The following is a 24,483-nucleotide window of genomic DNA, read 5'->3' on the forward strand; positions in this document are numbered from 1 at the left end:
GGTCAGGAGGGCTGCGCCAGGGCGCGAGAGATGGCTCTTGCGCTGGTGCGGAGCAGCGGCACCAGTGAGTGCGCCTGAACGCTTCCGTGCCGGACGACGAGCGACACCGCCGCGACCACGGCGCCGCGGGCGTCATGCACGGGAACGGCCACCGACAGCGCGTCCATCGTGACCTGCCGGTCGCTCACCGCGAAACCGGACCTGCGGATGTCGGCGAGCATGTGTCGCAACGTGGCGGGGTCGGTGACGGTGCACGGGGTGAAGCGGTCGATCGGCGCAGCCAGCACCTCTTCCTGCAGCTCGACGGGGGCGTGGGCGAGCAGCACCAGCCCGACGCCGGTGAGCGTGAGCGCGAACCGGGAACCGACGCGGGTGAGCACCGGCACCGCCCCCGTGCCTGCGATCCGCTCGACGAACACGAGCTCGCTGCCCTCGCGCACCGCGAGCTGCACGTTCTCCCGCGTGATCTGGGAGAGATCCTCGAGGAACGGGAGCGCACGCTCGCGCAGGCCTTGGCCTCGCGGGGCGAGGGCGCCCACCTCCCACAGGCGCAGCCCGACGCGGTAGTACCCGTCGTCGCCGCGTTCCAGGGCGCCCCACTCCACGAGGCCGGCCAGCAGGCGGTGCACCGTCGAGACCGGGAGGCGGGTGCGGCGCGCCAGCTCGCTGAGCGTCATGGCCGGATGGTCGGCCGAGAACGCGCCAAGGATGCGCAACGCGCGGGCCAGCACCGGACCGGTGCCCGCAGCGCGGGACACCGTCATGGGTGCGCTCCGGTTCTGCCACGGGGAATGAAGCGATTCGAGGATCGCGACGATACCGGTTGGAGTTGACGTCGAGACCTGCCCCGCTGCTCCGACCACCTCGGGACGGCGGCGGATGCCGTACGGACGGCAAGAGTGGGAGGAACAGATGGAGACGGTCCGGTCGGCGGACGGCACGACGATCGCGTTCGAACGGGCGGGCAGCGGCCCGGCCCTGATCATGGTGGGGGGCGCGTTCAACGACCACACGACCATGACCGGTACCGCGGCGTTGCTCGCCGACCGTTTCACGACCTACTGCTACGACCGGCGAGGGCGCGGGTCGAGTGGCGACACCCCGCCCTACGCCGTCGAGCGGGAGGTGGAGGACCTGGCCGCTCTCGTCGCGCATGCCGGGGGAGAGGCCGCGCTCTTCGGGCACTCGTCCGGGGGTGTGCTGGTTCTCCAGGCTGCTGCACGGGGCCTGCCGATCACCCGGCTCGCCGTCTACGAGCCCTCGTACATCGTCGGGACCGACCGTCCTCGACCCCCGGCCGACATGGCGGAGCAGTTGGAGGAGCTGGTGGCGGCCGGACGGCCGGCCGATGCGGCGCGCCTGTTCCTCTCGGAGTGCGCGGGCGTGCCGGCCGAGGTGATCGACATGATGCAGGGCTCGCCTGACTGGGAACCGCTGGAGGCGCTCGCCCCCACCTTGTCCTATGACGTCGCACTGCACGGTCCCGGCCAGTCCATGACCGACGTGCTCGCGACGATCGGCGTGCCGTCACTCGTTCTCGCCGGCGGTGCCGGAGAAGCGTGGATGCAGAACACCGCCCGCGCGGTCGCCGCGGCCGTGCCGGGAGCCCGGCTCCACACGATCGAGGGAGAGGACCACGCCGTCCTGCACCACCCCGAGGTCCTCGCCCCGGTGCTCGCCGGGTTCCTGGGCGGGTGACATGGGCGCGCACCTCTTGAAGAGTCGGTGATCGCTTACGTAAGCTTTCGCCTACTCAATGCGCGGGCCGGAGGAGGAACTGTGGGCACCATCCATCTCGAGGTGTGGATCAACGCGGACCGCAAGTCGGTCTTCGAGGCGATCACCAGCAAGGACGGCCTCGACGCCTGGTGGGGAACGGTGCTGACGGCTGCGCCCGAGATCGGGTCGGTCGTCGAGTTCGACCACGGTCACGGCGACCTGCTGCGCATGCGGATCGTCGACCTCGTGCCCGGCGAGTGGGTGGAGTGGCGGTGCCTCTCCGACTTCCACGACCCCACGAACCCCGCATCCGACTGGCTCGGCCATCGCTTCACCTTCGCCCTGCGCACCGTGCGGCGGGACCGGGTCGGCTCGCTTCTCGCTCCGCTCGTCACGGGCGAGGAGTTCACGGTGCTGGAGTTCCGGCAGGAGGGCTGGTCGAGCGACGCCCGGTGGTACGCGTTCTGCAACTGCGCGTGGGGCGAGACGCTCGGCGTCAACCTCAAGAACCACTGCGAGGCGGTGGCCTGACCTGGCGCCCACATCGGCGGCGCGCCGACAGGTCAGGACGACACGCCGAAACCGGTAACGATGGTTGAAAGCTCACGATCTTCCGGTGTCCATCGTCACGCTGGAGATCACATGCGCGTCCTGCCGCTCCCGTCCCGTCCACCGCGCCGCGCCCACGCAAGCGGGTTCACCCGACTGTGCCTGATCGCGGCCGCTGCGTTCACGCTGGTCGTGGCCAGTGGGTGCGGCGGGGCGGCTGCTCCCGCCGTACAGCCCCTGGCCGCCGCGGCGACCTCCGCTGCGCCTACCACAGCCGAAACGACCACCGCTGCGCCGACCAGCACGGCTCCTCCGGTGGCAGCGCCGGTGGCCCGCCAGCAGGCGCCCGTCCCTCCGCCGCACCCGGTGCCGCCGCAGGTTCGGCCGCTGGTCCAGCCTCAGCCCGCGCCGAAGGTGGAGCAGGCGCCCGCGCCGGCACCGAAGCCCGAGCCCAAGCCGGTGGCGAAGCCCGCGCCGTCGGGCGGGGACTGCGATCCGAACTACAGCGGGTGCGTTCCGATCGCCAGCGACGTCGACTGCGAAGGAGGCTCCGGCAACGGCCCGGCGTACGCGAGGGGTCCCGTCGACGTGACCGGCACCGACATCTACGACCTGGACAGCGACAACGACGGCACCGCCTGCGAGTGACCCGCTGCATGGCGAGTCGCGAACGGGTCGCGGTGGTACCCCGGCCGCATGACCGGGCAGCGTGAGCGGCTCGCGACCTACCGGGCCAAGCGTGACTTCACGGCCACGCCGGAGCCGGCCGGATCGGAGCCCGCGATCGGTTCGAGAAGGTTCGTGGTGCAGCGGCACCGAGCTCGTCGCTTGCACTACGACCTGCGCCTCGAGGTTGACGGCGTGCTGGCGAGCTGGGCGGTGCCCAGGGGCCCGACGCTCGACCCGAAGGCCCGGCAGATGGCCGTGCACGTCGAGGACCACCCGGTCGAGTACGTCGACTTCGAGGGCGTCATCCCCCGCGGTGAGTACGGCGGGGGCGACGTCATCGTCTGGGACCGGGGGACGTGGGCGCCGTCCGGCACCGACAACCCTCTGCGGGCCGTCGAGGACGGTGAGCTGCACTTCGACCTGCACGGGGAGAAGCTGGCCGGCCGCTTCGTGCTGGTCCGCCGGGGCGAGGCCGATCGACCGGGCAAGGAGCAGTGGCTCCTGCTGCACAAGAACGACGAGCACGCGCGCAAGGGGTGGAACCCCGAGGAGCACCCGTTGTCGGTGAAGAGCGGGCGCACGAACGACGAGGTGGCCGCCGCCCCCGACACGCTCTGGCGCAGCGACCTGCCCCCGGGCGAGGCCGCCGTCCCACTGGAGCGCCCGGTGCCCCCGTCATGGGACCCGCCCACGGAGGACGAGCTCGACGCGCTCGACGCGCTCGGGCGTCAAGGCCGGTGGCAGGTGCAGGGCTTCGAGGTCCGGCTCACCAACCTGGACAAGGTGCTGTTCCCCGCGAGGGAGGGGGAGAGCCCGGTGACGAAGCGAGACTTCATCCGCTACCACGCGCTGGTCGCGCCGTACATGCTGCCGTACCTCTACGACCGGCCCGTGAACCTGCACCGCTACCCCGAAGGCGTCGAGAAGCCGGGCTTCTGGCACAAGGAGGTGCCGACCCACGCACCGGAGTGGCTGACCCGATGGCGCAACGAGGAGGCGGACCGGGGAGAGACGGAGTGCTACGCCGTGGTCGACAAGCCGGCATCGCTCGTCTGGATGGCGAACTTCGCGGCGGTGGAGCTGAACCCCTGGACGTCCCGGCTCCCCGACGTGCACGAGCCCAGCTGGGCGCTGATCGACATCGACCCCGGTGACCGCACGGACTTCGAGGACGTGATCGTGCTCGCCCGCCTCTACCGCGCCGCGCTCGAGCATCTCAGGGTCGCGGCCGCACCGAAGGTCACCGGCAAGCGGGGGATCCAGATCTGGGTGCCCGTCGGGATCGGCTACACCTTCGCGGATACCAGGGCGTGGGTGGAGAAGCTGTCGCGGGCCGTCGGCCGGACGGTGCCCGACCTCGTGAGCTGGGAGTGGCACAAGGACCGCCGGGACGGGCTCGCGCGGCTCGACTACACGCAGAACGCCATCAACAAGACGCTGATCGCGCCGTTCAGCGCGCGACCCGCCCCGGCGGCTCCGGTGTCGGTGCCCGTTCGCTGGGACGAACTGGACGACCCCGGCCTGCGACCCGACCGCTGGACGATCCGGACCGTGATCGACCGGATGCGGCGTGAGGGCGACCCGTTGGTCCCGTTGATCGGACGGCCCCAGCGGTTGCCGGAGCTCTAGCCGCGGGCAGTAGCGTCGGCCGGTCATGAACGGGATCCGGGACCGCGCGATCGGCGCTCTGGCCGGCCTGGCACTCGGCGATGCGCTGGGGATGCCGACGCAGTCGATGTCCCGCGCTCGGATCGCCGAGCGTTACGGGCCGATCACCGGCCTCCGCAACGCCGCCCCGGACCAGCCGATCGCGCCGGGCCTGCCCGCCGGGACGGTCACCGACGACACCGAGCAGGCCTTGCTGCTCGCCCATCTGCTCATCGACGGCGCGGGCGAGATCGACCCGGTCGCGTTCGCAGGCGCACTCAGCCGGTGGGAGGCCGACATGGTGGGTCGCGGCTCCGCCGATCTGCTCGGCCCGTCGACGAAACGGGCGATCCAGCGTCTCCATGACGGCGAGTCGCCCGACGAGACCGGCCGCGACGGCACCACCAACGGCGCCGCGATGCGGATCACGCCCGTCGGGATCGCGGTGCCGGTCAACGGCTCGGATGCCCTGGTGGACGCGGTGGTGACAGCCAGCAGGGTCACCCACAACACCGGCATCGCGATCGCTGCCGCTGCCGCCGTGGCAGCAGCGGTCTCGGCAGGCGTCGCGGGAGCAGACCTCGGCGACGCCCTGGACGCGGCCGAGCGGGCCGCCGCCGCAGGAGCGCGCCGGGGCCACTGGCGGGCGGGCGGCGATGTCGGTGCCCGGATCCGATGGGTGCGCGGCTGGGTGCGCGGCATGGACCCGGCGGCGCTCGCCGACGCCGTCGCCGACGTGGTGGGCACCTCGGTCGCGGCCCAGGAGTCGGTGGTCGCGGCGTTCGCGCTGGTGGAGGCCCTGGGAGCGGAACCGTTGGACGCGCTCACGCTCGCGGCAGGGCTCGGCGGAGACACCGACACGATCGGCGCGATCTGCGGCGCCGTGCTGGGTGCGCACCACGGTGTTGCCGGTCTGCCCGGCGGCCTGGTCGCCACCGTCTGCCGGGTGAACGGCCTCGACCTGGCGCCCGTGGCCGACCGGCTGCTGGAGCTGCGTCACCGGGCGGGGGACGACGGTGGCCGACGGTCCTGATCGGGGCGGCCCCGGTCGGCTCCTGCACACGGGCCAGGTCGTGCTGGACCTGGTGATGCGGGTGCCGGGGCTGCCACCGGTCGGCGGTGACGTGGTCGCCTCCGCCGTGGACCTGCTCCCGGGCGGCGGGTTCAACGTGATGGCCGCCGCGGCACGCGCGGGCGCACCCGTCGTCTACCTCGGCGGGCACGGCGCAGGCCGGTTCGGCGACATGGTCCGTGCCGCGCTGGCCGCCGAAGGCGTCGTCGCCGCGCTGCCGGCGTCGGTGGACGGCGACACCGGTGTCTGCGTCGTGCTCGTCGACGACTCCGGCGAGCGGACGTTCGTCACGGGCAGCGGAATCGAGATGGAGGTCGATCGTGCCGCGCTCGCCGCGGTGCCCGTGACCAGCGCGGATCTCGTCTACGTGAGTGGATACAGCTTGCTCGTGGAGGCGAAGGGCCGCGCTGTGCTGGACCGGCTCGAGGTGGTCGACGGCGCGGGCGTGCTGGTCGATCCCGGGCCGCTCGCGGGCCAGGTCGACGGCCCGGTCTGGGACAGGCTGCTCGCGCGCACCACGATGCTCAGCGCCAGCGCCCCCGAGGCACGCACCCTCTCGGGTTTCGATGACCTGCGCACCGCCGCGCAGGTGCTCGCGCGCCGGCTCGCCGAACCGGGCGTGGTCGTCGTGCGCGACGGAGCGGCCGGGTGCCTGCTCACTCGCGACGGCCACACCGAACACGTCCCCGGGTTTCCCGTCGTGGCCGTCGACACCACGGGAGCGGGCGACGCGCATTGCGGGGTGTTCGCTGCCGAACTGCTGCGTGGTGCTGACCTGCACACCGCCGCGGTGCGGGCCAACGCCACCGCCACGCTCGCGGTCACCTGCAGAGGGCCTGCGACCGCCCCCGGCCGTGCGGAGGTCGACGCGCTGCTGGCATCGGCGCGTCCCTGACGGTCGCGCTCGTCAGGGTGCGGGGGGAACGGGTGGGCAGCGCCAGGTGATCGCCCACGTTCGCGCCTTGCCGCTGGGCGTGGCGACGGCGGACCGCGGACGGCAGGCGGTGCTCCTGGGCGCCGGGGAGCTGCGCCCGATTCCGGCGGCCGGTGTGACCGAGGCGCTGAGCATGGTGATCTCCGTGCCGTCCCGGCTGTGCACACCCGGGAGGATCTCGACGTCCTCCATGCAGCTGCGCACCATCTGGAGGCCGCGTCCTCGATAACCCGGGTCGGTCGGCGGCGAGCGCCATCGGCCCCGATCCCGGACGACGATCCGGACCCGCCGCCGGCCGCCGTCGGCGAGCAGCGTCGCGGTCACGGCCACGTCGCCCGTGTATCCGGCCGGGTAGGCGTGGTCGATCACGTTCGCCACGGCCTCGTGCACGGCGAGGATGACGTCGTCGACGGCGTCGGCGGGCCAGCCGTGGCCCTCCAGCCACTTGCGAAACCGGGCCCGCACGACCGACGGTGTGGTCGGCTCGGCGAGCAGGTGCATCGTGAGCGTGTCGACGACGGGTTCGGCCGCCCCCGCCCACCGGACCGTGCGGCCGGAGCGCGCACCATCGTCTCCTGCGTAATCCGTCACCGACCAGGTTTTGCCGATCGCGGCGTCGTTCACACACGCGGGATGTCCAGGACGGCGACCACTGCGGCGTCCGGAGTCTCACCCGCCGCGGCTCCATACGGAGATCTCCGGGTCGAGCTCGGCGACGGCGAGGACCCGGGCGACGTGCGGGCTCGGCATGGCCAGGACGAGGCGGCCCCCCACGGCCAGCAGCTCGCGGTGGATGTTGTCGAACGCGCGGAGCCCGCGCGCGTCGACGAAACGCAGCGCGGAGAGATCGATCACAACCAGCTCGGGCCGGTCGTCGCGCAGGCAGGCGAACGCGTCTGTCACAAGATCGACGGTGGCGAGGTCGAGCTCACCGTCGAGCCGGACATCGACTCGCAACCCGGTGTCGGTGCCCGAGGACACCAGGTCGACGAGCAGAGGAGGCGTGCAGGCACACCGGGTTGTCGGGGGGTAACTGCCCAGCTCGGTCACTGGTGCTCCCTCCGCGGAGGTCTTCCTGTTGCGGCAGGGCGGCCGTACAGGAAATGGCAGGCTGTGTGCTCAACCGAGGAATCAATGCTAAGTCGGGGACGAGCAGCACCGCAACGGCGCCGACCAGCGGCGATGCAGCAACCTGTGGTTTCGGATTGATAGGATCTGCACCACTGACTCCAAGTCTGCGGAGGGTAGCCATGGGGGTGGGCCGCCTCGACGACGAGGACTATCCCGCTGTCGCGATGGGTCAGGCCGCCGAGCTGCTCGAGGTCCAGCCGGCCTTCCTGCGCAGCCTGGACGCGGCCGGTGTGCTGAAGCCGCAACGGTCGAGTGGCGGACACCGGCGCTACTCTCGCCGCCAACTGGTGCTCGCCGCCCGGATGCGGGCCCTGTTCGACGAGGGGTTCACCCTCGATGCCGCCGTCCGAGTCGTCGAACTACAGGACGATCTCGACACGGCCAGGGCACGAATCACCGAGCTCGAGCAGGAGGTCGTCCGGATGACGGAGCAACTCGCCGACAAGAAGTCCACCACCGACTGACCGCCCGCCGCGTCGTTCCCGTGAATCCGGGCGACTCCCGGCCTGAATTCAGGCGATCCACTGGGTCGTGGTTATTTGGAGGATGGGCGTCGGTCGAACGGTTCTTCGTGGCTGTCGACCACGAGGTTGAGCAGTCGAACGAGTTCCTTGCGCTCCTGGCCGTCGAGTGCGTGGGTCAGTTGCTCGCTCACCCGGGCGGCAGAGGGAAGCGCCGCGCGCCGCGCTTCGCGGCCTGCGGGGGTCAGGCGCAGCAGGTTGCGGCGGGCGTCGGCGGCGTCCGGGAACCGGGCGAGCAACCGCCTCGCTGTGAGCCTCCGCACGATCTCCGCCGTGGTCGAACGGTCCATTCCGCCGAGTTCGCCGAGCATCCGCTGATCGATTCCGGGTTTGTCGGCGAGGATGTTCAGCACGGCGAACTGCACCGAGGTGAGCTCCGGGGGTGCCTCCCGCGCCCAGATCTCCCGATGTACCTGCTGCAGCCTGCGTAGGAGGTGGCCGGGGGCGGTCCGTAGCTCGAACGCGTCCTCGTCCACCTCAGGAGGCTGGTGGTCGGCCCATGAGGACATGCCGCGAGTCTAGAGGCCGTGCGGTGGGGCCGCCGGTCCTTGCGCGGCGCTAAGCCCCGTCCTACAGTTCGAATTGATGCTCAGTGTACTGAGCAATCACTTATCGGTAAAGGAGCTGAAGTTGACCGTCGAATCATCGGAAGCGGCATATCGGACGCTCGACGAACTCGCGGCCGCACCGTTGTGGAGGCACTACGGGTCGCTCTTCTCGCCCGAACCGCGCAGCGTCGCCCTGCCGCATCGGTGGGACTATGCCGCCCTGCGGCCGTTGATGTTGCACTTCACCCGCACGCTGTCGCTCGACGAGGCCGAGCGACGGGTCCTGATGCTGGTCAACCCCGGCATGCAGGATCCACCCGCCACCGTGAACAGCCTGTTCGCCGGGATTCAGATCATCCTTCCCGGCGAGACGGCGCAGGCGCACCGCCACACGGCCAACGCTTTCCGCTTCATCATCGAGGGTGCCTCGGCATACACCACGGTCGATGGTGAACGACTGCACATGAATCCGGGCGATCTGTTGCTGACCCCCGGCTGGCACTGGCACGACCACCGGCACGAGGGAAACGATCCGATGATGTGGCTGGACGGCCTCGATTTCCCGCTCACGAACGCTTTCGAAGCGGGATTCTTCGAGCTGTTCGGGGATCGTGTGCAGAAATCGCTCGTGCCCGACGACCTCTCCAGCCGCCGGTTCATCCACGGCAGGCTCAACCCCGCCTGGGAACAGCCCGACCGGCTGTCCTCGCCCGTGGGCAACTACCCGTGGCAGGAGACCGAGCGGGCGTTCGCGGCCATCGCCGACGACGCCGAGGGCAGTGAGTCGGACGGGATCGTGCTGGAGTACACGAACCCGTGGACCGGCGGCTCGGTACTGCCGACCATGGACTGCCGGATCAGCCGGTTGCGCCCGCGCTTCCACGGGCAGCCCCGCCGCACCACCGCGAGCGCCGTCCTGCACATCGTGCAGGGGAGCGGGTATGTCGAGATCGGCGACGAGCGCTTCGACTTCGGGCCCAAGGACGTGATCGCGGTACCCGGCTGGCAGCCCTACCGACTGGTCAACCCGACCGCCGAGGACACGTTCGTCTTCTCCTACAGCAACCGACCGGCCTTGCAGGCGCTCGGAATGTGGCGCGACGACCAGCCAGGTTCGGAGGCGTGACGCGCGGTCAGGCGACGCCGTTGAGCGAGGGGGAGCGGGTGAACGACTGGGTGTCGCCCTGCGCGTCGGCCTTCGGGCGCTGCTGCGTGCGCCCGCGGCCTGCGAGCTTCGCGGCCGCCCGCAGTGAGCGGCGCGGCATCTCCAGCGTGCCGACCACGGTGCGGTAGATCCAGCCGGGCGTGCAGAGTGTGCGGCCCCGCCCGAGGTCGCGCAGGCACTGCTCCACCACCGTCGTGGGCTCCAGCCACAGCGGAGAGGGTGAGTCCGGGGCCTTGTGCTTGCCCGTGAGCATCCGCCCGGGGCACAGGGCGATCATGCCGACGCCGCTGCCCGCGAGCGACGCGGCCATCGTGTCGGTGAACGCGAGCACCCACGCCTTGGTCGAGGCGTAGGAGCTGCCCGGCGAGGGAAGGTAGCCGGCGAAGCTCGCGACGTTGATCACCGATCCGCTGCCGCGCGCGATCATGCCCGGGAGCGCGGAATGGGTCAGCGACATGACCGCCGAGATGTTCGTGTCGATCTGGGTCTGCAGATCGCGGAGCTCGCTGTTCACGAACTCGTCGCTCACCTCGAAACCGGCGTTGTTCACGAGCATGTCGACGGGCCGGTCCGCGTCGGAGAGCCGGAGCTCGACCGCGGCCCGGGCGGCGGGGTCGGCGAGGTCCGCGACGAGGACCTCGGCCACCGCGCCGTGTCCGCGCACCGTCGCGGCGGTGCGCTCCAGCCCGGCGCGGTCGCGCGCGACGAGGACGAGGTCGATGCCGCGGCGGGCGAGACGGTCGGCGAAAACGGCTCCGAGGCCCCGGCTGGCGCCTGTCACAAGTGCGGTGGGCATGGAACGAACGCTAGGGAGGGGTCCCTGTGGTGACGCTGAGAAGCGCCCAGGAAGCTGAAGGTGAGCTGAGAGTGACGGCCGGTGCCTTACGTTTGTCCGCGTGAGCGCGTTGAAACCGTTGGACCGACTCGTCACCTTCACCGATGCGGTGGTCGCGATCGCGATCACGCTGCTCGTGCTGCCGCTGGTCGATGCCGTCGGAGAGTCGGTCGTTGCACGGGTGCCCCCGGTCGAGGTGATCATCGAGCACCAGCCGCAGATCTACAGCTTCCTGCTCAGCTTCGCCGTCATCGCGCGCCTCTGGGTCGTGCACCGGCGCATGTTCGAGAAGGTGGTGGCGGACTCCACCCCGTTGCTGTTCTGGAGCCTGGCGTGGCTGCTCACGATCGTGGTGCTGCCCTTCCCGACCGAGATGATCGGGGGGTACGGCGATGACTGGTTCACGGCCGTGTTCTACGTCGGGACGATCCTCGCGAGCAGCGTCTGCCTGAGCGTGCTGGCGTTCATGATCCATGGACCCGCCGGCGCGTCAGGTGCGGTGAGCACCACGGCGATCCTCGTGGTGGCGTTCGTGCTGACGGCCCTCGTCTCGGGCGTGACCTACTTCGCGCTCCTGCTGCTCGTGTTCAGCTCGTTGGTGAACCGGATGGTCACACCGCTGCTCGGTCGGGTGGAGGAGCGCCGCGCCGCGCGTCAGGGTTTGCGGCCGACCCCGCCGACGTAGAGGGTCTCCACCGAGTGGTCCTTGGCTGTGTCCTCGTCCGGCCGCCACTTGTTGGCGTGCACCAGGCCGGGCGGCACCATCTCGAGTCCATCGAAGTAGGCGCGGTTCTCGTCCCATGTGCGGAAGCGCCCGGATCCGAGGCCGTCCAGGAACCCGCGCTCCAGTTCTCTGGCTCGCGGCTCCTCGCCGAGGAAGTTGCAGATCGCCAGGTAGCTGCCGGGACTGAGCCGGTCCTTGACCTCGGCCGCGATGCCGGCGGGGTCGTCCTCGTCGGAGAGGTGGTGCAGGATGCCCGCGATGAGCACACCGAACGGCTGATTCGTGTCGATGAGCTTGTGGGTCTCCGGGTCGTCGAAGATCGCCTCGGGCGTGCGGAGGTCGGAGGTGATCACCGTGGTGGTGTCGTCGTCGAGCATCGCTCTGGCGTGCGCCAGCACCATCGGGTCGTTGTCGACGTAGACCACGCGCACCGAGGGGTCGATCTCGTGCGCCACCTGGTGCACGTTGCCTGCGGTCGGCAGCCCGGAGCCGATGTCGATGATCTGCCGGATACCGGCCTCGGCGACCATGAAACGCACGCTGCGGCGCATGAAGTGCCGGTTGTCCTTGGCGAGCTGCCCTGCCTCCGGCACCACGTTGAGGAAGCTGTGGGCGGCCTTGCGGTCGATCTCGAAGTGGTCGCGCCCGCCGAGCACGTAGTCGTAGACGCGGGCGATCGACGGCCTCCTGAAGTTCAGGTCGCGGCGCGCACCGCTGCGCGCGCCCTGGCCGTCCGGCCCGGACCCGGAGTGACCACCCGACACGGATCCTCCTTCGCGGGGCCGGTCACCAGCGGCCGAGTCCCGTCCGATGCTTGCGCCGAAGAGACTAGCGTGATCAGCGGCACAAGCCGCAAGCCCACCTTTCGGTGGGTGACCTCGCATTCAGCACGCTGTGAAGTGATCCATCCCAACGGAGGGAACTTCCCAGGTCAGCTCGAAGCGGACCGCGTCGCCGCCGTTCGCGGGGAAGCCCACCTGGTGGGGCTGACCCATGGGCAGGTCGGCGATGGAGGTGGTCAGCTCGCGGGCCGCTGCTGCGTCCGGATCACCGTGGGCGGCCACCCAGTCGTCGACGATCTGCCGGTAGAACTCGACGGCATCGGTCCACTGCGGAAACCGGTGCTCCTCGTCTATCCCGCTGACCAACCACATGTCGCATCCCCCGTGCCGTCGTGTGCATCGATTCCACCACGGGTAGCCCCCCGTGTGCAGGCAGACTTCGGTAGAGAGGGTCATCCGAGCCGGGGGACGCTACGAGGAGGCGCAGGTGCGCGAAACGCAGACGGGGCGTGCGGAACAGCCGGAGAGGTCCGACGGACTCGCGCCTCAGGCGCCGCCGCAGCGCGTGGTGATCGTCGGCGCCGGCTTCGCCGGGTACGAGGCTGCGCGTTCGCTCACGAAGGCGCTCCCGCCGGATTCCGGCGTGGAGATCGTGCTGGTGAATCCCATGGACTACTTCCTGTACCTTCCGCTGCTGCCCGAGGTGGCCGCGGCGGTCATCGATCCGCGGCGGATCACGGTGTCGCTCCCGGCGACGCTGCCCGGGGTGCGGCTCCTGCTGGGCGAGGTGCAATCGGTGTCGCTCGACGAGCGCACCGTCCACTACACGGATCCCGAGGGTGGCTCGCACAGCCTCGGCTACGACCGGCTGATCCTCGCCGCGGGGAGCGTGAACAAGCTGCTGCCGATACCGGGGGTCGGCGAGCACGCCCACGGCTTCCGTAACGTGGCCGAGGCGCTCTACCTGCGCGACCACATCATCCGCCAGATCGAGCTCGCCGACGCCACCGACGACCCCGATGAGCGGACGGCCCGGTGCACGTTCGTCGTGGTGGGGGCCGGCTACACCGGCACCGAGGTGGCGGCGCAGGGCCCGCTGTTCACCGACAGGATCGTCGAGCGCCACCCGCACCTGCGCGATCAGAAGGTGCGTTGGCTACTGCTCGACCTCGCGCCGAAGGTGCTCCCCGAGCTGGACCCACGCCTGTCCCGCGCGGCGGACCGGGTGCTGCGGCATCGGGGTGTCGAGGTGGGGACGGGTGTCTCCGTCCGGGAGGCGACCCGCGAGGGCGTGCACCTCACCACCGGCGAGTTCGTCCCGACGCGGACCCTCGTCTGGTGTGTTGGCGTCCGTCCCGACCCACTCGTCGAGGAAACCGGCCTGCCCACCCTCAAGGGCCGACTCGTGGTGGACCCGACGCTGGTGGTGCCCGGTCACCCCGACGTCTTCGCCTGTGGGGATGCCGCCGCGGTTCCGGACCTGACCAGGCGCGGCGAGGTGACGGCGATGACCGCCCAGCATGCGAGCCGCCAAGGCAAGCTCGCGGGGCGCAACGTCGCTGCATCGCTCGGCCACGGGCGGATACGCCGGTACAAGCACCACGACCTCGGTTTCGTGGTCGACCTCGGTGGCACGCAGGCGGCGGCCAACCCGCTGCGCATTCCGCTCAGCGGGCTTCCGGCGAAGGCTGTGACCCGCGGCTATCACCTTCTCAGCATGCCGGGCAACCGGCTGCGCACCGCGGTCGACTGGATCCTCGACGTCGCCGCGGGCCGCCAGACCGTGCAGCTCGGGCTCGTGCGCTCGGCCGCCGTACCACTGGATACCGAACTTCCCCGGCCCGTCGAGCAGGGGACGCGCACCGGATGATCGTCCGTCTTCGTCCTGGCGCTCCGTCGTGTCGATGAGTGACCTCCCATCAACACGTGATGTGGTGTATGCGGCGTAGGCCTGACCATGGTTCGAAGATGAGGTGCCACCCAACCCCCATTGGAGGCAGCTGATGACCATGACGGCGTCACCCCAGGTCGATCTCGGCACGGCGTTCTTCTGGGCGCTGCGCACGAAGAACTGGGCGCTGCTCCGCGAGATCATGAGTCCTGACGCCACGTGGAGCCTGCCGGGGAACAACGCCATCTCGGGCACCGCGGCCGGCATCGACGACGTCATCGCGCGCGCCCAGCTGATCGGCGCGTACCGGATGACCTCGACGCTCGAGCGCGTACTCGTGAGCCGCGACAACATCGCGCTCGGGCTGCACGCCACGGCCCGCTGCGGCGAGCGTGTGCTCGACGAGCACATCGCGACGGTGTGCACCGTGCGGGCGGGCAGGATCGTCCAGGTGGAGACCTACCTCGACGACCTGGAGGGGATGAACCGCTTCTTCACCGACGAATTCTGCTGAGTCACCCGTGCGCGGCTGACCGGAGGGGGACCGGTCGGTCAGTACGGGATACCGACGAGCGAGGTGGTCACCGGGCCTGCCGCTGCCGGGGAGCTCTGCACGGGCGTGCCGGTGGCGGACACGGCCGACCACACGCTTCCGTCGACGACTTTGCCCTGCCCGTTGGTCTGGCCAGGCGCGACGTCGCCGGCGAACGTGTAGACGGGATGACCGGCGATCGTGAGCTGCTGCCCGCCCTCGGGCCGGGCCGCGCTGCCGAGCGCGCCCATCACCCCGGGCATGAGCGCGGGCAGGGGGGAGGGCGCCGGCACGAACCGCCAGTCCTGCGCACAGACCCCGGTACAGGCGGACTTGTTCTCTGTGTCGCCCGCGAACTCGTAGAGTGTGCGGCCCTCTCCGTCCACGAGAACCGTGCCCAGGTCGATGGTGGGTTGCGGCCCGACCAGCGCGCCGTCGGCCGCAGGCAGGGGCATCGCCTTCACACGCGGCGGAGCCTGCGCCAGTGCCGCGGGCGACGTGGCGTCTTCAGTGCTGCAGGCCGTCACCAGGAGCGCGGTCGCCGTGAGGGCGACGGCACCTGCGCCGGCCCACCATCTGCTGCGCCGGAAGCTGTCGGCCTCCCGGCCCCTGGTCATCGGATGCACCTCCCGGCGCCCATCGGTCAAGGAACGACGTTCGACTGCGCGCGGGTCAGCGCGATACGTGCCAGCTCGAGCCGCGACGTGACGCCGAGCTTGGTGAACGCGTGCTTGAGATGTGTGCTCACCGTGTGCGGCGAGACGTAGAGCCGCTCGGCGGCGGCTCTGTTGGTCGCCCCGCGGGCGATGAGCCGCACGACCTCCAGCTCGCTCGGCGTCAGCGCCTGCCAGCCCTGGCCCGTGCAGGGCCGCGTGCTGCGCCGCCGGTACACGCCCAGCTCGCGCAACGCGGACCGGACGCGCGCCGCGTCACGCTGCGCGCCTGCTTCGTCCGCGATGCGCATCGCCGTCTCGAGCAACCGGACGGCCTCGGCGCGGTCGTGACGGGCCGCTGCGTTGCCGGCGTCCTCCAGCGCGGCCGCACGGGCCAGCGGCCGCCCCGCTGCCTCGAACAGCGATGCCGCCCTGGCCAACTCCTCGTGATCCTGCAGGAGCAACCCGCGGGCGTGCGCGTCGATGGCGCAGAACAGCGGCACGTCCGGGTTCGCCTCGGACCGGCGCTCAGCGGTGGCGGCCGCCCGTTCGGCGAGGTCATGCTGGCCGGCTTGTAGCGCGACCCGCACGAACCAGGGCACCTCGGCGACGTCGAGCGGGTGGCAGCGCCATGGGCCGGTGTCGCTGTAGCGGGCGGATCCGTCGGTCAGGCTCGCGATCGCCCGGCCCGGGTCGCCGTCGGATGCGGCGACGAGGGCGGCGAGCCAGGCCCCTGCGTTGCGCACGGACGTCGACTTGCTCGCCTGCATGACGTGGCCGTTGCGCTCCGCGGTGGCGAGCGCCTCCTCGTCGCCGGTGAGCACCGCCACCCGGCCCAGGGTGCAGATCGCGGTCATCGCGGCGAAGTCGCCGTGGCCGATCTCGTCGACCATGGCGAGCGCCTCCTCTGCGGCGGCGCGTGCCTCGGCCGGTCGACCGGCCTCGATCAGCAGCCGTGAGCGGGTGGCGCTCCAGAGGCGCGTCACCGCCAGGCCGGCCCCCACACCGGCCTGACGCTGCTGTGGTTCCGTGACCGCCAGCGCGTCGTCGAGCCGCCCTACGCCGGCCAGCGCCATCGCCCGCCAGATCTCCGGGTCGCACAGGCGGTGGGCAACCTCCACCCGCTTGCTCAGGTCGACCGCGGCGTCGGCACCGGCCAGCGCCGTGCGCCAGTCGCCCCGGTAGAGGTCGACGATGGATCCGACGCACACGGTGACCGCCTCGGCCCGTGTGTTGTCGCATGCCCGAGCCTCGGACATCGCCGGCGCGATGAACTCACCCGCGGCCTCCGGGTCCCCGTCGAGCGCGGTTGCGAGGGCGAGCACGGCGAGGAGGTCGGCGCGCAGCGACGGCGACAAGCCACGCAGCTCGAGGGCCGTCCGGCAGTGCCGCACCGCGTCGACGAAGGCGAACTGCAGGCCGACGAGCGCACCGCCCAGGCGGACCCTCGCCTCGGCCTCCGGACCCAGCGGGACCTCGAGAGACTGCTCGGCGAGCGCCGCGGCCGGACCCGCGCGCCCGGCGGCGAGCAGCAGCTGGATGGTCTCGGTGACGAGGCCTGCCCACTCGGCCGCCCGCGGCGAGGTGAGCTCCAGGGCACGCACGCTCAGGTCGGCCGCGGCCGCCGGATCCGACGGCGCCACCATCAGCGCGGCCTCCCGCAGCAGCGACACCGCCTCGACGTCGCCGGGCAGCGCAACCGCGGCGAGGAGGGTGGCCGCCTCGGGCAGCGGCCGTCCTGCCCGCAGGTCGGCGTCCACCACCTGCCGGCGCAGCCCGCGGACCAGGTCGGCAGGCAGGTTCGCCACGATCGCCTCGCGCACGAGATCGTGACGGAAGGTGAAGTGGTCGGCGTGCGCGACGATCAGGTCCTCGGCGATGGCCGAGCGCAGCGGCTCGAGCAGCGCCGACGCGGACTCGTCGAGAAGGGCCTCGAGCTGGCGGACGGTGAAGCGGGGCCCGACCACCGCCGCGATCTGCACGGTCCGGCGCACCCGGTCGGGCAGCCGCTCCACCGTGCGGGCCACGAGGTCGCGGAACCGCTCCGGCAGCCCCCCGAGTGACTCGTCGCCGTCCCCTCTCGGACCGGCCGTGTGCTCGGCGACCCCGCGCAGGAGTTCGACGAGCAGCAACGGCCGGTCCGCCGCACGTTCGGCCAGGCGTCTCACCGACTCGTCGACGTCGTCCCCCAGTACGTCGTGAGTGATGGCCTCGACCGACGAGGTTTCGAGCGGCTTCAAGGTGATCGTGTGTGCCCCGGCCGCGGCGAGCTGGTCCAGCGTGGTGCGCAGGGCATCGGTCATCACCCCGTCGCGCACCGCGAACATCCAGACCAACGGGCGCTGCGCGAGGCGGCGGGGCAGGCTGCGCATCGCGAGGAGGGTGGCGGCATCGGCCCACTGCAGGTCGTCGAAGGTCAGGAGCAGTGGTACCTGCAGCGATGCCTGGTCCAGTTGCTGGCGCATCGTCTGAAGGAGCAGAAAACGATGATCGGCGCTGGTGAAGAGGGCTGCCGGCAACGTATCGGGTTCCAGGACGGGGTCCGGACCGTTCAGCAGTGCTTCCATGATCGGGGCGAGCGGCACCGCCCGTGAGTGCGGGTCGGCTGCTCCGGACAGGGTCCGGATCCCCATGGCGTCAGCCATTCGGCGGGCCTCGGCGAGAAGACGGGAGCGGCCGGCCCCGGCCGCACCGCGCACGACGAGTATCGAACCGCCCTCGCTGCGGACCGCTTCGAGGCTCTCACGGACGTCGGCCAGCTCCGCGGCCCGCCCGCGGAGGGGAACCTCGCCGTGACTCGCAACCATGGTCTTCTCCGATCACATGCGCATCGCAGACGCCGCGATGTCCGCCTGGGGACCCCGATGCGCTGGCTCCGATGGCGCGCAAACGTCCCGTTGCACCACATCGTCTGACGCTGAGACGAGCGTGGGCATCGGTCAGATGACTCTCTCCGCCCGCTCACCGTGTGACGTGGAGCGCGCTGCGGGGAGAGGACGTGGCTCAGCCTGCGAACGCCTCCGGATGCTTCTGCGCGCGCCTGTGCACCGTCCGGACGGTGCGGAGGATGCGCTCGCGAGGGGACCGGACGAGCGGCGGCTCGCCGGTGAGCGCGTCGACGACAGCGACGGCTACGGCTGCGGTGAGTGCGGGAGAGGCGCCCCGCCGGACGTCGACGCCGCCGGGGGCCGCGAGTTCGAGGAGGTGGCCCGGTGCGTCGAGCAGCTCGGCGTGCACCCCGAGCAGGTGTCCCAGGTGCTGCCAGATCCGGCGCAGCTCGGCAGGGACGGGCGCAGCCACGGCACGCGACTCGGTGAGGAGTGCGCGGGCGCGCACGGTGGCGCCGAGCCAGCAGCGCAGGAGGTCGAGCTGGGTGATGGGTGTCCCGGGCAGCACGGGGTCGGTGTGGGCCGCGAGTCCGTGCAGCTGGGCGTGGCGGAGAACGGCGGCCCGCAGGCGCAGCCGCAGGGTGGCGCGATGGGCGGGGCCATCGGCGAGCAGGCTGCCCGGTTCGAGCGCGATGACCGCCCAGTGCACGGTGTCCGCCACGCGCCGGTGCGCTACGGGACGGAGTCGCCCGTCGCGGATCAGTCGGCTCGTCGACCAGGGGCTGTCGGAGGCCGCCCCGACGTGGGCGACGGAACTGGCCCCGTGCACGATCCGGACCGACTCCGGGTCGGCGCGGTGGTGGACGAGCGCGCCGCGGCCGAGCAGGTCCTCGATCCCCGCGGCCTGCACGTCGTGCCACAGGTCGGCCTGCGCAGGCGTCAGCGTCCCGGCCGTGTCGCCTGCCGCCAGCAACCCGGCGAGGGACCTGCGGGCGATTCGCCCACGGTCGTGCAGTTCGGCGGCGACGGTGTCGGCGAGCGGATCGCCCAGAGCGCAGGTCCGGGCGATCCGCTCGGAGCGGGCGCTGTCCGCGCCGGTCAACGAGGTGGGGCAGCCGTGCCCTGCCGTCGTTCCGGTCATCTCGCTCTCCGATCCGCCGGCGGTGCGGCCGGCGTCGCCTGTGGTCAGGCCATCCAGGGGGTCGTCGGGATGCGGTAGGACCGGGCGCCGGGAAGCGTCCCGACCGGGACCCGGTAGAGCGCGGCTCCGAGATACTGGGCGACCTCGTCCATGGTCTTGTTGAGACCGGCGCAGCTCGCGACGAGCAGCACGGGTTGGCCGGGCTGGATGAGGCGGGCGAACGCGGCGAGCCCGGGACCGGTGTCGGGCAGCGTCATCGGCGGTCCCGCTGTGGCGCCGTCGCTCCCGAAGGGCACGAGCTCACGCAGCGGCCGGCTGAGCGCATCGATGACCCGCGTCAGCACCTCCTGGCGCGCGCCGGTCGCTCTTCGATCCTCGACGCGGATCTCCCCGTCCGCGGAGCGGGCGACAACCGCGACGTGGCGCATCTCGGGCAGTCTGCGGGCTCTCTTCAGCACCGAGGCGGCGCGGCGCGCGTCGTGGAAGACGAAGAGGAGCACGTCAAGGCTGTGGTGGCACATCGGGATCACCGTTCGTAGCTTGATGAGGCGAACGAGAGCAGAGTCCAGGCTGCCCGGGGCTGACACATCCCATGAAGGCGTGAGGGTTTCCCCGCGGGTCGCTCAAGGAAGCGGCACATCCACGGCGCCGCCGGGAAACGCTTCCACCCCTCGACGGCGTGGTCGAGGGCCCGATTTCCGCGTTTCACCCGCTTATCTGCGGCACCGGAGAGCGGCGTCGGGCCCGAGGACGGCAGGCGTCACGGGTGCCAGCCAGAGCCCGACGACGGCGTCGACGAGGCGGGCTGCGGCCGTCTCCCAGGTACGGCTCGGGGGCGCGACGCCGTTCTGCAGCGCCCGTTCGTATTCGGCACACATGTGCACGACGACCAGGCGGCTCATCTCGCCGCGCTCGGCGCGGACCTCGGCCGGGACGGCGGGGAGCAGCCGGAACATCCCCTCCTGCGCCCGTCGCAGGCTGGGTGACGCCTTGGCGTCGGCCCGGATCACCGCACGCAAGGTGGGCTCGTTGGACGCCTGCGCGAGGAACCGTGCATGCCAGCTCTGGTCACCCAGCTCTGCCAGGTGAGCGGGGAGTGGCCGGACGAGGCATCCGACCCAGTCGTGCAGAGCGGATCCGGGGTGGACGCGGGTGAGCAGATCCGTACGCAACTGCTCCACGGCGACCGCGTGTCGCCGCAGGATGGCTAGTACCAGCTCGGACCGGCCGCCGAAGTGGTAACCGACCACGGAGTTGTTCCCCTGGCCCGCCGCTTCGCCGATCTGCCGGTTCGACACCGCCAGCACTCCACGTTCGGCGAAGAGACGCTCCGCGGCGTCGAGGATGCGATCACGGGTGGCGGCGGCCCGGTCCGGCCGGGTTTTCTCGGACCGACTGTCGACGGTCATGAGTCCTCCGGCAGATATTATAAGAAGTGTGCCTGAAAGAGTTTAACCCCTCGCGTGGTCAAAGCCCTCGCCATTCCGCTCCGCGGAACGCCGTCTAGCTGGGGGAATATGTCCTGCGACGCCCGATTCGACCGTTTTGCCGCGGTAGGCGGGGGCTATCAAATAAGTTAACGTGACATAGGTGTGGGTCGACCTGCTGCTGCTCGCGAACCTCACCGGGCAGCCCGCCCACGGTTATGAGCTGCGTCGGCGGGTCGAGCAGAACAGCGGCTACGCACTCTCGAACAATTCCCTGTATCCGGCACTGCGCCGCTTCTACGACGCCGGCGCGGTGACGCGGACCGCAGTGGAGAGCCAGGGTGCTCCGGCACGGCATGTCTACGCGATCACCGACGTGGGTCGTGAACTGCTGCACGACATGCTGGCCGAGCTCCCCGACGAGCTCGCGGCCGACGAGGCGGAGTTCCTGTCCCGCGTCGGCCATTTCGAGCGGCTCACCCCCGCCGAGCGGTTCGGCGTGCTCGACGCGCGGGAGCGGGCGATCACCGCACGCCGGGCCCGCATCCAGGCCCTGGCCCGGTCTGCCGCGGACGCGTCGCGCAACCGCTGGGGTCTGCTCGTGCTCGACGAGCTCCTCCGCCGCTCTCATGCCGAGGAGCACTGGATCGCCACCGTGCGTGGCAGCGCCGCGACGGCGCCAACCGCCCCACCTGCCTGCTCGCCCCCACCATCCGAGGAGGACGCCCGATGACCACCACGGCACCAGCGCCGCAGCTCCCTTTCGACCGCCCCAACGTGCTCGAGGTCGCGCCGCTCTACGCGGTACTGCGGGCCGAGGCCCCGATCACCCCGGTACGGACGCCCGCGGGAGATCCCGCCTGGCTGGTCACCCGGTACGAGGAGGTGCGCGCGCTCTTCGGCGATTCCCGGCTTGGCCGCTCGCACCCGAACCCGGCAGAGGCCGCCACGGTGTCCGACGCCGCCATCCTCAACGGCCCCTCCGGTGACTACGAGACCGAGCAGACCGACCACGCCAGGATGCGGGCGATGCTCGTCCCGGCGTTCTCCGCCAAGCGGATGCGCCTGCTCGGTGACCACGTTCGCGAGCTCGTCGACGGATGCCTCGACGCGATGGAGGCGGCGAAGGCCCGCGATCCGGAGGCGCCCGTCGACCTGCACGCCACGCTGGCCTTCCCGCTCCCGGTGCTGGTGATCTGCGAGCTGCTCGGTGTGCCGTTCGGCGATCGGGAGTACTTCCACGGGCTGTCCGACCGGGTCGGGCGGATGGGAACCGGTGGCGACGCGGCCGAGGCCATGGAGGAGTTCGAGCGGTACATGGGTGGGCTGGCCGCGGCCAAGCGCGCGGATCCTCAGGAGGACGTCGTGTCCGACCTGGTGCGGGCGCAGGAGGCCGACCCCCGGTTCACCGACGCGATGCTGGCCCGCCTGGCCGCGGGGCTGCTGTTCGCCGGGCACGAGACCACCGTGGGCCGCATCGACATGGGCGTGCTCATGCTGCTGGTCGACCTCGACCGGCGCGACGCCTTCGTCGCCGACCCCGACGGCCAGGTGCAGCGCACTGTCGAGGAGATCCTGCGGCTCTCGGCGCCCGGGAGCCTCGGCCTGCTCCGCTACGCCCACGAGGACATCGAGATCGGCGGCGTCACGATCGCCCGCGGGGACGCGGTGATGCTCTCCACCGCCGCGGCGAACCGCGACCCCTCGGCGTTCGCCGACGCCACCGAGTTCGACCCGAGCCGCAGCCCCAACCCACACCTGTCGTTCGGCCACGGCGCGCACTTCTGCATCGGCGCGAGCCTGGCGCGCACGGAGCTCACGGCCGTCTTCTCCGCGCTGTTCCGCCGGTTCCCGGGCCTGCGCCTCGCCGTGGGGGTGGACGACCTGGTGGTGCGCACCGACCGCATCACCGGTGGGGTGTCGGAGCTGCCCGTCACCTGGTGACGCCGTGCGCGGCCCGGCGTCAGGGCACATGCGCCTGCGGGACGAGGGCGTCGGAGATCGCGTCGTGCAGGTCGCGGAAGGCGGACGTGAAGCGCAGTTCCCGCACGTCGCGGGGCCGGTCGAGTGCCACCGGGAACTCGCCGAGCACGCGCCCGGGCGCCGCAGTCATCACCACCACGCGGTCGGCCAGCGTGATGGCCTCGTCGACGTCGTGCGTCACGAACAGCACGCTCGTCCCGAGGGTCTCCCACAGCGACAGGAACTCCGCCCCGATCCGGCGTCGGGTGAGCGCGTCGAGCGGACCGAAGGGCTCGTCCATCAGGAAGAGGTCGGGATCGGAGGCGAGGGTGCGCGCGAGCGCCACGCGCTTGCGCATGCCCCCGGAGAGCTGGCGCGGCAGGTAGCCGGCGAACCCGTCGAGGCCGACCGTGGCGAGCAGTTCGGTGATCCGGGCGTCCTGCTCGGCGCGGTCGCCTCCGGCCACCTGGAGCGGGAGCCGGACGTTCTCGTGCACGGTGCGCCAGGGGAGCAGGGCGTCGTTCTGGAAGAGCATCCCGACTCCGGCGGGGGGCCCGTCGATCGGCAGGCCGTCGATCAGCGCCTCGCCGTCGGAGCGCTCGACCAGCCCGGCGACGACCTTGAGCAACGTCGACTTGCCGCAGCCGCTGGGCCCGACGAGCGCGACGAACTCCCCGTGGCCGATGCGAAGGTCGGCCCCGTCGAGCGCGAGGTGGCGCCCCTTGCGCGTGCGGTAGGAGACCCGGAGGTCGCGGACCGCCACCTTCGCCGTCATGACGTCCCCAGCAGGCTGAAGTCGAACGAGTCGGTGAACGACGGGACCTTGGCGGGCTGGACCTGCCCGACCTGCGTGAGCACCTCGGTGGTGTCCCGGTAGGGGCCATCGTCGATGGTCAGTTTCGGCGGGGCCTGGGCCATCGTCGCAGCGACAACGGTGCGCAGCGTGGTCGGGTCGAGCGTCGGGGACTGTTGCTTGGCGGCGGTGAGAACGCTCGAGAGGTCGGCGTTCGCCCGGTCCTGCGTGGCGCGCAGGGCCTGCAGGAACGCCTGCATCGCAGGTCTGTTGTCGTTCACCCAGTCCGGCTTCGCGATGACCGCCAGCGCGATGTAGCGGAAGTCCGGCTTCCAGGTGAGGGTGAAGGCGCCGGACTGCAGCATCGTGGTGAGCAGCGGGTCGCTGACCATTCCCGCCGCGGCGCCGCCCTTCTCGATCGCGGCCTGCATGGTGGCGCCGGTGCCGGCGCCCACCACGCGCAGGCCGGAGTACGGCACGTTCGCCTCGGCCGTCGCCTTCTGGAGTTCGGTGTCCGACAGGCTGCCCGGCGCGGTGACGGCCACGGATTTCCCGGCGAGGTCTCCCACGCCGTGCACGCCGGAGCCGGCGGCGCTCACCAGGGAGTAGGGCGGGGCTTCGCTGATGACCGCGTAGCCCTTGACGTCGAGACCCTTGGCACGGTTGTCGATCACGTGCTCGCCCGCGCCGACGAAGGCGTCGATGCTGCCGCCGACCAGCGCCTGCACGGCGTCTGAGCCACTGTCGAAGCACACCTTCTGCGCCTGCAGGCCACCGGGGAGCCCGCCGGAGTCGATCGTGAGCGCGGCGAGGCCCACGCCGCCGCAGACGAGGCCGACACGGATCGTCGGAGGGCCGGGTTCGGCGGAGCAGCCGGCGACGAGCAGCGCGGCGAGGGCCAGGGCGGCGGCCCACCGCCGTGGCGCGCGTAGAGGAAGGGACATGGGGCGAGGTCCTCGT

Annotated in this window: 27 protein-coding genes; 13 read left to right on the forward strand and 14 right to left on the reverse strand. The window is 71.4% G+C overall.

The features are described from left to right. Positions 1-2: 2 nt before the first annotated feature. Entirely contained in the window at positions 3-764 is a 762-nt protein-coding gene (locus ABD743_RS30095) for an IclR family transcriptional regulator (RefSeq protein WP_344725736.1), read from the reverse strand. A 148-nt stretch (positions 765-912) separates the two neighbouring features. On the opposite strand from ABD743_RS30095, the gene ABD743_RS30100 reads away from it, so the two are divergent. From ABD743_RS30100 to ABD743_RS30125, 6 genes are all read left to right on the forward strand, one after another. Beyond that, positions 913-1,698 carry an alpha/beta fold hydrolase gene (locus ABD743_RS30100; RefSeq protein WP_344725737.1) on the forward strand — a complete coding sequence of 262 codons (786 nt, stop codon included), beginning with the start codon at positions 913-915 and terminating at the stop codon, positions 1,696-1,698. Between the two features lie 81 nt (positions 1,699-1,779). Continuing rightward, complete coding sequence (locus ABD743_RS30105) at positions 1,780-2,250, forward strand: SRPBCC family protein (protein WP_344725738.1); 471 nt, start codon at positions 1,780-1,782, stop codon at positions 2,248-2,250. Positions 2,251-2,361: 111 nt separating this feature from the next. Continuing rightward, the gene (locus tag ABD743_RS30110; protein ID WP_344725739.1) at positions 2,362-2,916 is read left to right on the forward strand and encodes a hypothetical protein; all 555 of its coding nucleotides are present in this window, start codon (positions 2,362-2,364) and stop codon (positions 2,914-2,916) included. A 48-nt stretch (positions 2,917-2,964) separates the two neighbouring features. Next, positions 2,965-4,566 (forward strand): non-homologous end-joining DNA ligase LigD, encoded by a 1,602-nt coding sequence (locus tag ABD743_RS30115; protein WP_344725740.1) that lies wholly within the window; start codon positions 2,965-2,967, stop codon positions 4,564-4,566. Between the two features lie 25 nt (positions 4,567-4,591). Continuing rightward, positions 4,592-5,617 (forward strand): ADP-ribosylglycohydrolase family protein, encoded by a 1,026-nt coding sequence (locus ABD743_RS30120; RefSeq protein ID WP_344725741.1) that lies wholly within the window; start codon positions 4,592-4,594, stop codon positions 5,615-5,617. Then, positions 5,601-6,551, forward strand: a complete 951-nt coding sequence (locus ABD743_RS30125; protein WP_344725742.1) for a PfkB family carbohydrate kinase — start codon at positions 5,601-5,603, stop codon at positions 6,549-6,551. The genes ABD743_RS30120 and ABD743_RS30125 overlap by 17 nt, the downstream gene beginning before the upstream one ends. Positions 6,552-6,563: 12 nt before the next feature. Here the strand turns inward: ABD743_RS30125 and ABD743_RS30130 are convergent, their stop codons facing one another. Next, positions 6,564-7,214, reverse strand: coding sequence for an ATP-binding protein (locus tag ABD743_RS30130; RefSeq protein WP_344725743.1), 651 nt, complete (start codon positions 7,212-7,214; stop codon positions 6,564-6,566). A gap of 45 nt (positions 7,215-7,259) precedes the next feature. Further along, complete coding sequence (locus ABD743_RS30135; protein WP_344725744.1) at positions 7,260-7,640, reverse strand: STAS domain-containing protein; 381 nt, start codon at positions 7,638-7,640, stop codon at positions 7,260-7,262. A gap of 200 nt (positions 7,641-7,840) precedes the next feature. On the opposite strand from ABD743_RS30135, the gene ABD743_RS30140 reads away from it, so the two are divergent. Then, a complete protein-coding gene (locus ABD743_RS30140; RefSeq protein WP_344725745.1) occupies positions 7,841-8,185 on the forward strand; it encodes a helix-turn-helix domain-containing protein in 345 nt (114 codons plus the stop codon). A gap of 71 nt (positions 8,186-8,256) precedes the next feature. Here the strand turns inward: ABD743_RS30140 and ABD743_RS30145 are convergent, their stop codons facing one another. Next, on the reverse strand, positions 8,257-8,751 hold the full coding sequence (locus ABD743_RS30145) for a MarR family winged helix-turn-helix transcriptional regulator (RefSeq protein ID WP_344725746.1): 495 nt from the start codon (positions 8,749-8,751) through the stop codon (positions 8,257-8,259). A 121-nt stretch (positions 8,752-8,872) separates the two neighbouring features. Between ABD743_RS30145 and ABD743_RS30150 the strand changes: the two genes are divergently transcribed. Beyond that, a complete protein-coding gene (locus ABD743_RS30150) occupies positions 8,873-9,916 on the forward strand; it encodes a cupin domain-containing protein (RefSeq protein ID WP_344725748.1) in 1,044 nt (347 codons plus the stop codon). A 7-nt stretch (positions 9,917-9,923) separates the two neighbouring features. On the opposite strand, the gene ABD743_RS30155 is transcribed toward ABD743_RS30150, so the two are convergent. Then, the gene (locus ABD743_RS30155; RefSeq protein ID WP_344725750.1) at positions 9,924-10,751 is read right to left on the reverse strand and encodes an SDR family NAD(P)-dependent oxidoreductase; all 828 of its coding nucleotides are present in this window, start codon (positions 10,749-10,751) and stop codon (positions 9,924-9,926) included. Positions 10,752-10,851: 100 nt separating this feature from the next. On the opposite strand from ABD743_RS30155, the gene ABD743_RS30160 reads away from it, so the two are divergent. Next, positions 10,852-11,475: a TMEM175 family protein gene (locus tag ABD743_RS30160; RefSeq protein WP_344725752.1), complete on the forward strand. Its 624-nt coding sequence runs from the start codon at positions 10,852-10,854 to the stop codon at positions 11,473-11,475. Here ABD743_RS30160 and ABD743_RS30165 read toward each other — a convergent pair. Both ABD743_RS30165 and ABD743_RS30170 read right to left on the reverse strand, forming a co-directional pair. Beyond that, positions 11,445-12,278: an SAM-dependent methyltransferase gene (locus tag ABD743_RS30165; RefSeq protein ID WP_344725754.1), complete on the reverse strand. Its 834-nt coding sequence runs from the start codon at positions 12,276-12,278 to the stop codon at positions 11,445-11,447. The genes ABD743_RS30160 and ABD743_RS30165 overlap by 31 nt on opposite strands. 120 nt (positions 12,279-12,398) lie before the next feature. Further along, positions 12,399-12,668 carry a hypothetical protein gene (locus tag ABD743_RS30170; protein ID WP_344725756.1) on the reverse strand — a complete coding sequence of 90 codons (270 nt, stop codon included), beginning with the start codon at positions 12,666-12,668 and terminating at the stop codon, positions 12,399-12,401. Between the two features lie 193 nt (positions 12,669-12,861). On the opposite strand from ABD743_RS30170, the gene ABD743_RS30175 reads away from it, so the two are divergent. Together ABD743_RS30175 and ABD743_RS30180 are read left to right on the forward strand one after the other, a co-directional pair. After that, positions 12,862-14,166 carry an NAD(P)/FAD-dependent oxidoreductase gene (locus ABD743_RS30175; protein ID WP_344725814.1) on the forward strand — a complete coding sequence of 435 codons (1,305 nt, stop codon included), beginning with the start codon at positions 12,862-12,864 and terminating at the stop codon, positions 14,164-14,166. Positions 14,167-14,299: 133 nt separating this feature from the next. Further along, on the forward strand, positions 14,300-14,701 hold the full coding sequence (locus tag ABD743_RS30180; protein WP_344725758.1) for a nuclear transport factor 2 family protein: 402 nt from the start codon (positions 14,300-14,302) through the stop codon (positions 14,699-14,701). Between the two features lie 38 nt (positions 14,702-14,739). Here the strand turns inward: ABD743_RS30180 and ABD743_RS30185 are convergent, their stop codons facing one another. The 5 genes from ABD743_RS30185 to ABD743_RS30205 all read right to left on the reverse strand — a co-directional run bounded on the left by ABD743_RS30185 (position 14,740) and on the right by ABD743_RS30205 (position 20,750). Beyond that, positions 14,740-15,336: a COG4315 family predicted lipoprotein gene (locus tag ABD743_RS30185; protein ID WP_344725760.1), complete on the reverse strand. Its 597-nt coding sequence runs from the start codon at positions 15,334-15,336 to the stop codon at positions 14,740-14,742. Positions 15,337-15,362: 26 nt separating this feature from the next. Then, positions 15,363-18,179, reverse strand: a complete 2,817-nt coding sequence (locus ABD743_RS30190; RefSeq protein WP_344725762.1) for an ATP-binding protein — start codon at positions 18,177-18,179, stop codon at positions 15,363-15,365. Between the two features lie 196 nt (positions 18,180-18,375). Continuing rightward, a complete protein-coding gene (locus ABD743_RS30195; RefSeq protein ID WP_344725764.1) occupies positions 18,376-19,341 on the reverse strand; it encodes a hypothetical protein in 966 nt (321 codons plus the stop codon). 44 nt (positions 19,342-19,385) lie between these two features. After that, on the reverse strand, positions 19,386-19,871 hold the full coding sequence (locus tag ABD743_RS30200; RefSeq protein ID WP_344725766.1) for a hypothetical protein: 486 nt from the start codon (positions 19,869-19,871) through the stop codon (positions 19,386-19,388). Between the two features lie 183 nt (positions 19,872-20,054). Then, positions 20,055-20,750, reverse strand: a complete 696-nt coding sequence (locus tag ABD743_RS30205; protein WP_344725768.1) for a TetR/AcrR family transcriptional regulator — start codon at positions 20,748-20,750, stop codon at positions 20,055-20,057. Between the two features lie 181 nt (positions 20,751-20,931). Between ABD743_RS30205 and ABD743_RS30210 the strand changes: the two genes are divergently transcribed. Next, the gene (locus ABD743_RS30210) at positions 20,932-21,501 is read left to right on the forward strand and encodes a PadR family transcriptional regulator (protein ID WP_344725770.1); all 570 of its coding nucleotides are present in this window, start codon (positions 20,932-20,934) and stop codon (positions 21,499-21,501) included. Continuing rightward, complete coding sequence (locus ABD743_RS30215) at positions 21,498-22,712, forward strand: cytochrome P450 (RefSeq protein ID WP_344725772.1); 1,215 nt, start codon at positions 21,498-21,500, stop codon at positions 22,710-22,712. Before ABD743_RS30210 ends, ABD743_RS30215 begins: the two co-directional genes overlap by 4 nt. Positions 22,713-22,731: 19 nt before the next feature. Here the strand turns inward: ABD743_RS30215 and ABD743_RS30220 are convergent, their stop codons facing one another. Further along, entirely contained in the window at positions 22,732-23,505 is a 774-nt protein-coding gene (locus ABD743_RS30220) for an ABC transporter ATP-binding protein (protein WP_344725774.1), read from the reverse strand. Further along, positions 23,502-24,467, reverse strand: coding sequence for an ABC transporter substrate-binding protein (locus tag ABD743_RS30225; RefSeq protein ID WP_344725776.1), 966 nt, complete (start codon positions 24,465-24,467; stop codon positions 23,502-23,504). The genes ABD743_RS30220 and ABD743_RS30225 overlap by 4 nt, the downstream gene beginning before the upstream one ends. Between the last annotated feature and the right edge of the window lie 16 nt (positions 24,468-24,483).

This window comes from Pseudonocardia yunnanensis (assembly GCF_039534065.1).
In the GTDB taxonomy this organism is placed as follows: Bacteria; Actinomycetota; Actinomycetes; order Mycobacteriales; family Pseudonocardiaceae; genus Pseudonocardia; species Pseudonocardia yunnanensis.

Bases quoted from the DNA above. Each gene is read 5' to 3' on its own strand.
- ABD743_RS30095 (WP_344725736.1), bottom strand. From the start codon at position 764: ATGACGGTGTCCCGCGCTGCGGGCACCGGTCCGGTGCTGGCCCGCGCG.
- ABD743_RS30100 (WP_344725737.1), top strand. From the start codon at position 913: ATGGAGACGGTCCGGTCGGCGGACGGCACGACGATCGCGTTCGAACGG.
- ABD743_RS30110 (WP_344725739.1), top strand. From the start codon at position 2,362: ATGCGCGTCCTGCCGCTCCCGTCCCGTCCACCGCGCCGCGCCCACGCA.
- ABD743_RS30115 (WP_344725740.1), top strand. From the start codon at position 2,965: ATGACCGGGCAGCGTGAGCGGCTCGCGACCTACCGGGCCAAGCGTGAC.
- ABD743_RS30120 (WP_344725741.1), top strand. From the start codon at position 4,592: ATGAACGGGATCCGGGACCGCGCGATCGGCGCTCTGGCCGGCCTGGCA.
- ABD743_RS30140 (WP_344725745.1), top strand. From the start codon at position 7,841: ATGGGGGTGGGCCGCCTCGACGACGAGGACTATCCCGCTGTCGCGATG.
- ABD743_RS30145 (WP_344725746.1), bottom strand. From the start codon at position 8,751: ATGTCCTCATGGGCCGACCACCAGCCTCCTGAGGTGGACGAGGACGCG.
- ABD743_RS30155 (WP_344725750.1), bottom strand. From the start codon at position 10,751: ATGCCCACCGCACTTGTGACAGGCGCCAGCCGGGGCCTCGGAGCCGTT.
- ABD743_RS30170 (WP_344725756.1), bottom strand. From the start codon at position 12,668: ATGTGGTTGGTCAGCGGGATAGACGAGGAGCACCGGTTTCCGCAGTGG.
- ABD743_RS30180 (WP_344725758.1), top strand. From the start codon at position 14,300: ATGACCATGACGGCGTCACCCCAGGTCGATCTCGGCACGGCGTTCTTC.
- ABD743_RS30185 (WP_344725760.1), bottom strand. From the start codon at position 15,336: ATGACCAGGGGCCGGGAGGCCGACAGCTTCCGGCGCAGCAGATGGTGG.
- ABD743_RS30190 (WP_344725762.1), bottom strand. From the start codon at position 18,179: ATGGTTGCGAGTCACGGCGAGGTTCCCCTCCGCGGGCGGGCCGCGGAG.
- ABD743_RS30195 (WP_344725764.1), bottom strand. From the start codon at position 19,341: ATGACCGGAACGACGGCAGGGCACGGCTGCCCCACCTCGTTGACCGGC.
- ABD743_RS30205 (WP_344725768.1), bottom strand. From the start codon at position 20,750: ATGACCGTCGACAGTCGGTCCGAGAAAACCCGGCCGGACCGGGCCGCC.
- ABD743_RS30215 (WP_344725772.1), top strand. From the start codon at position 21,498: ATGACCACCACGGCACCAGCGCCGCAGCTCCCTTTCGACCGCCCCAAC.
- ABD743_RS30220 (WP_344725774.1), bottom strand. From the start codon at position 23,505: ATGACGGCGAAGGTGGCGGTCCGCGACCTCCGGGTCTCCTACCGCACG.
- ABD743_RS30225 (WP_344725776.1), bottom strand. From the start codon at position 24,467: ATGTCCCTTCCTCTACGCGCGCCACGGCGGTGGGCCGCCGCCCTGGCC.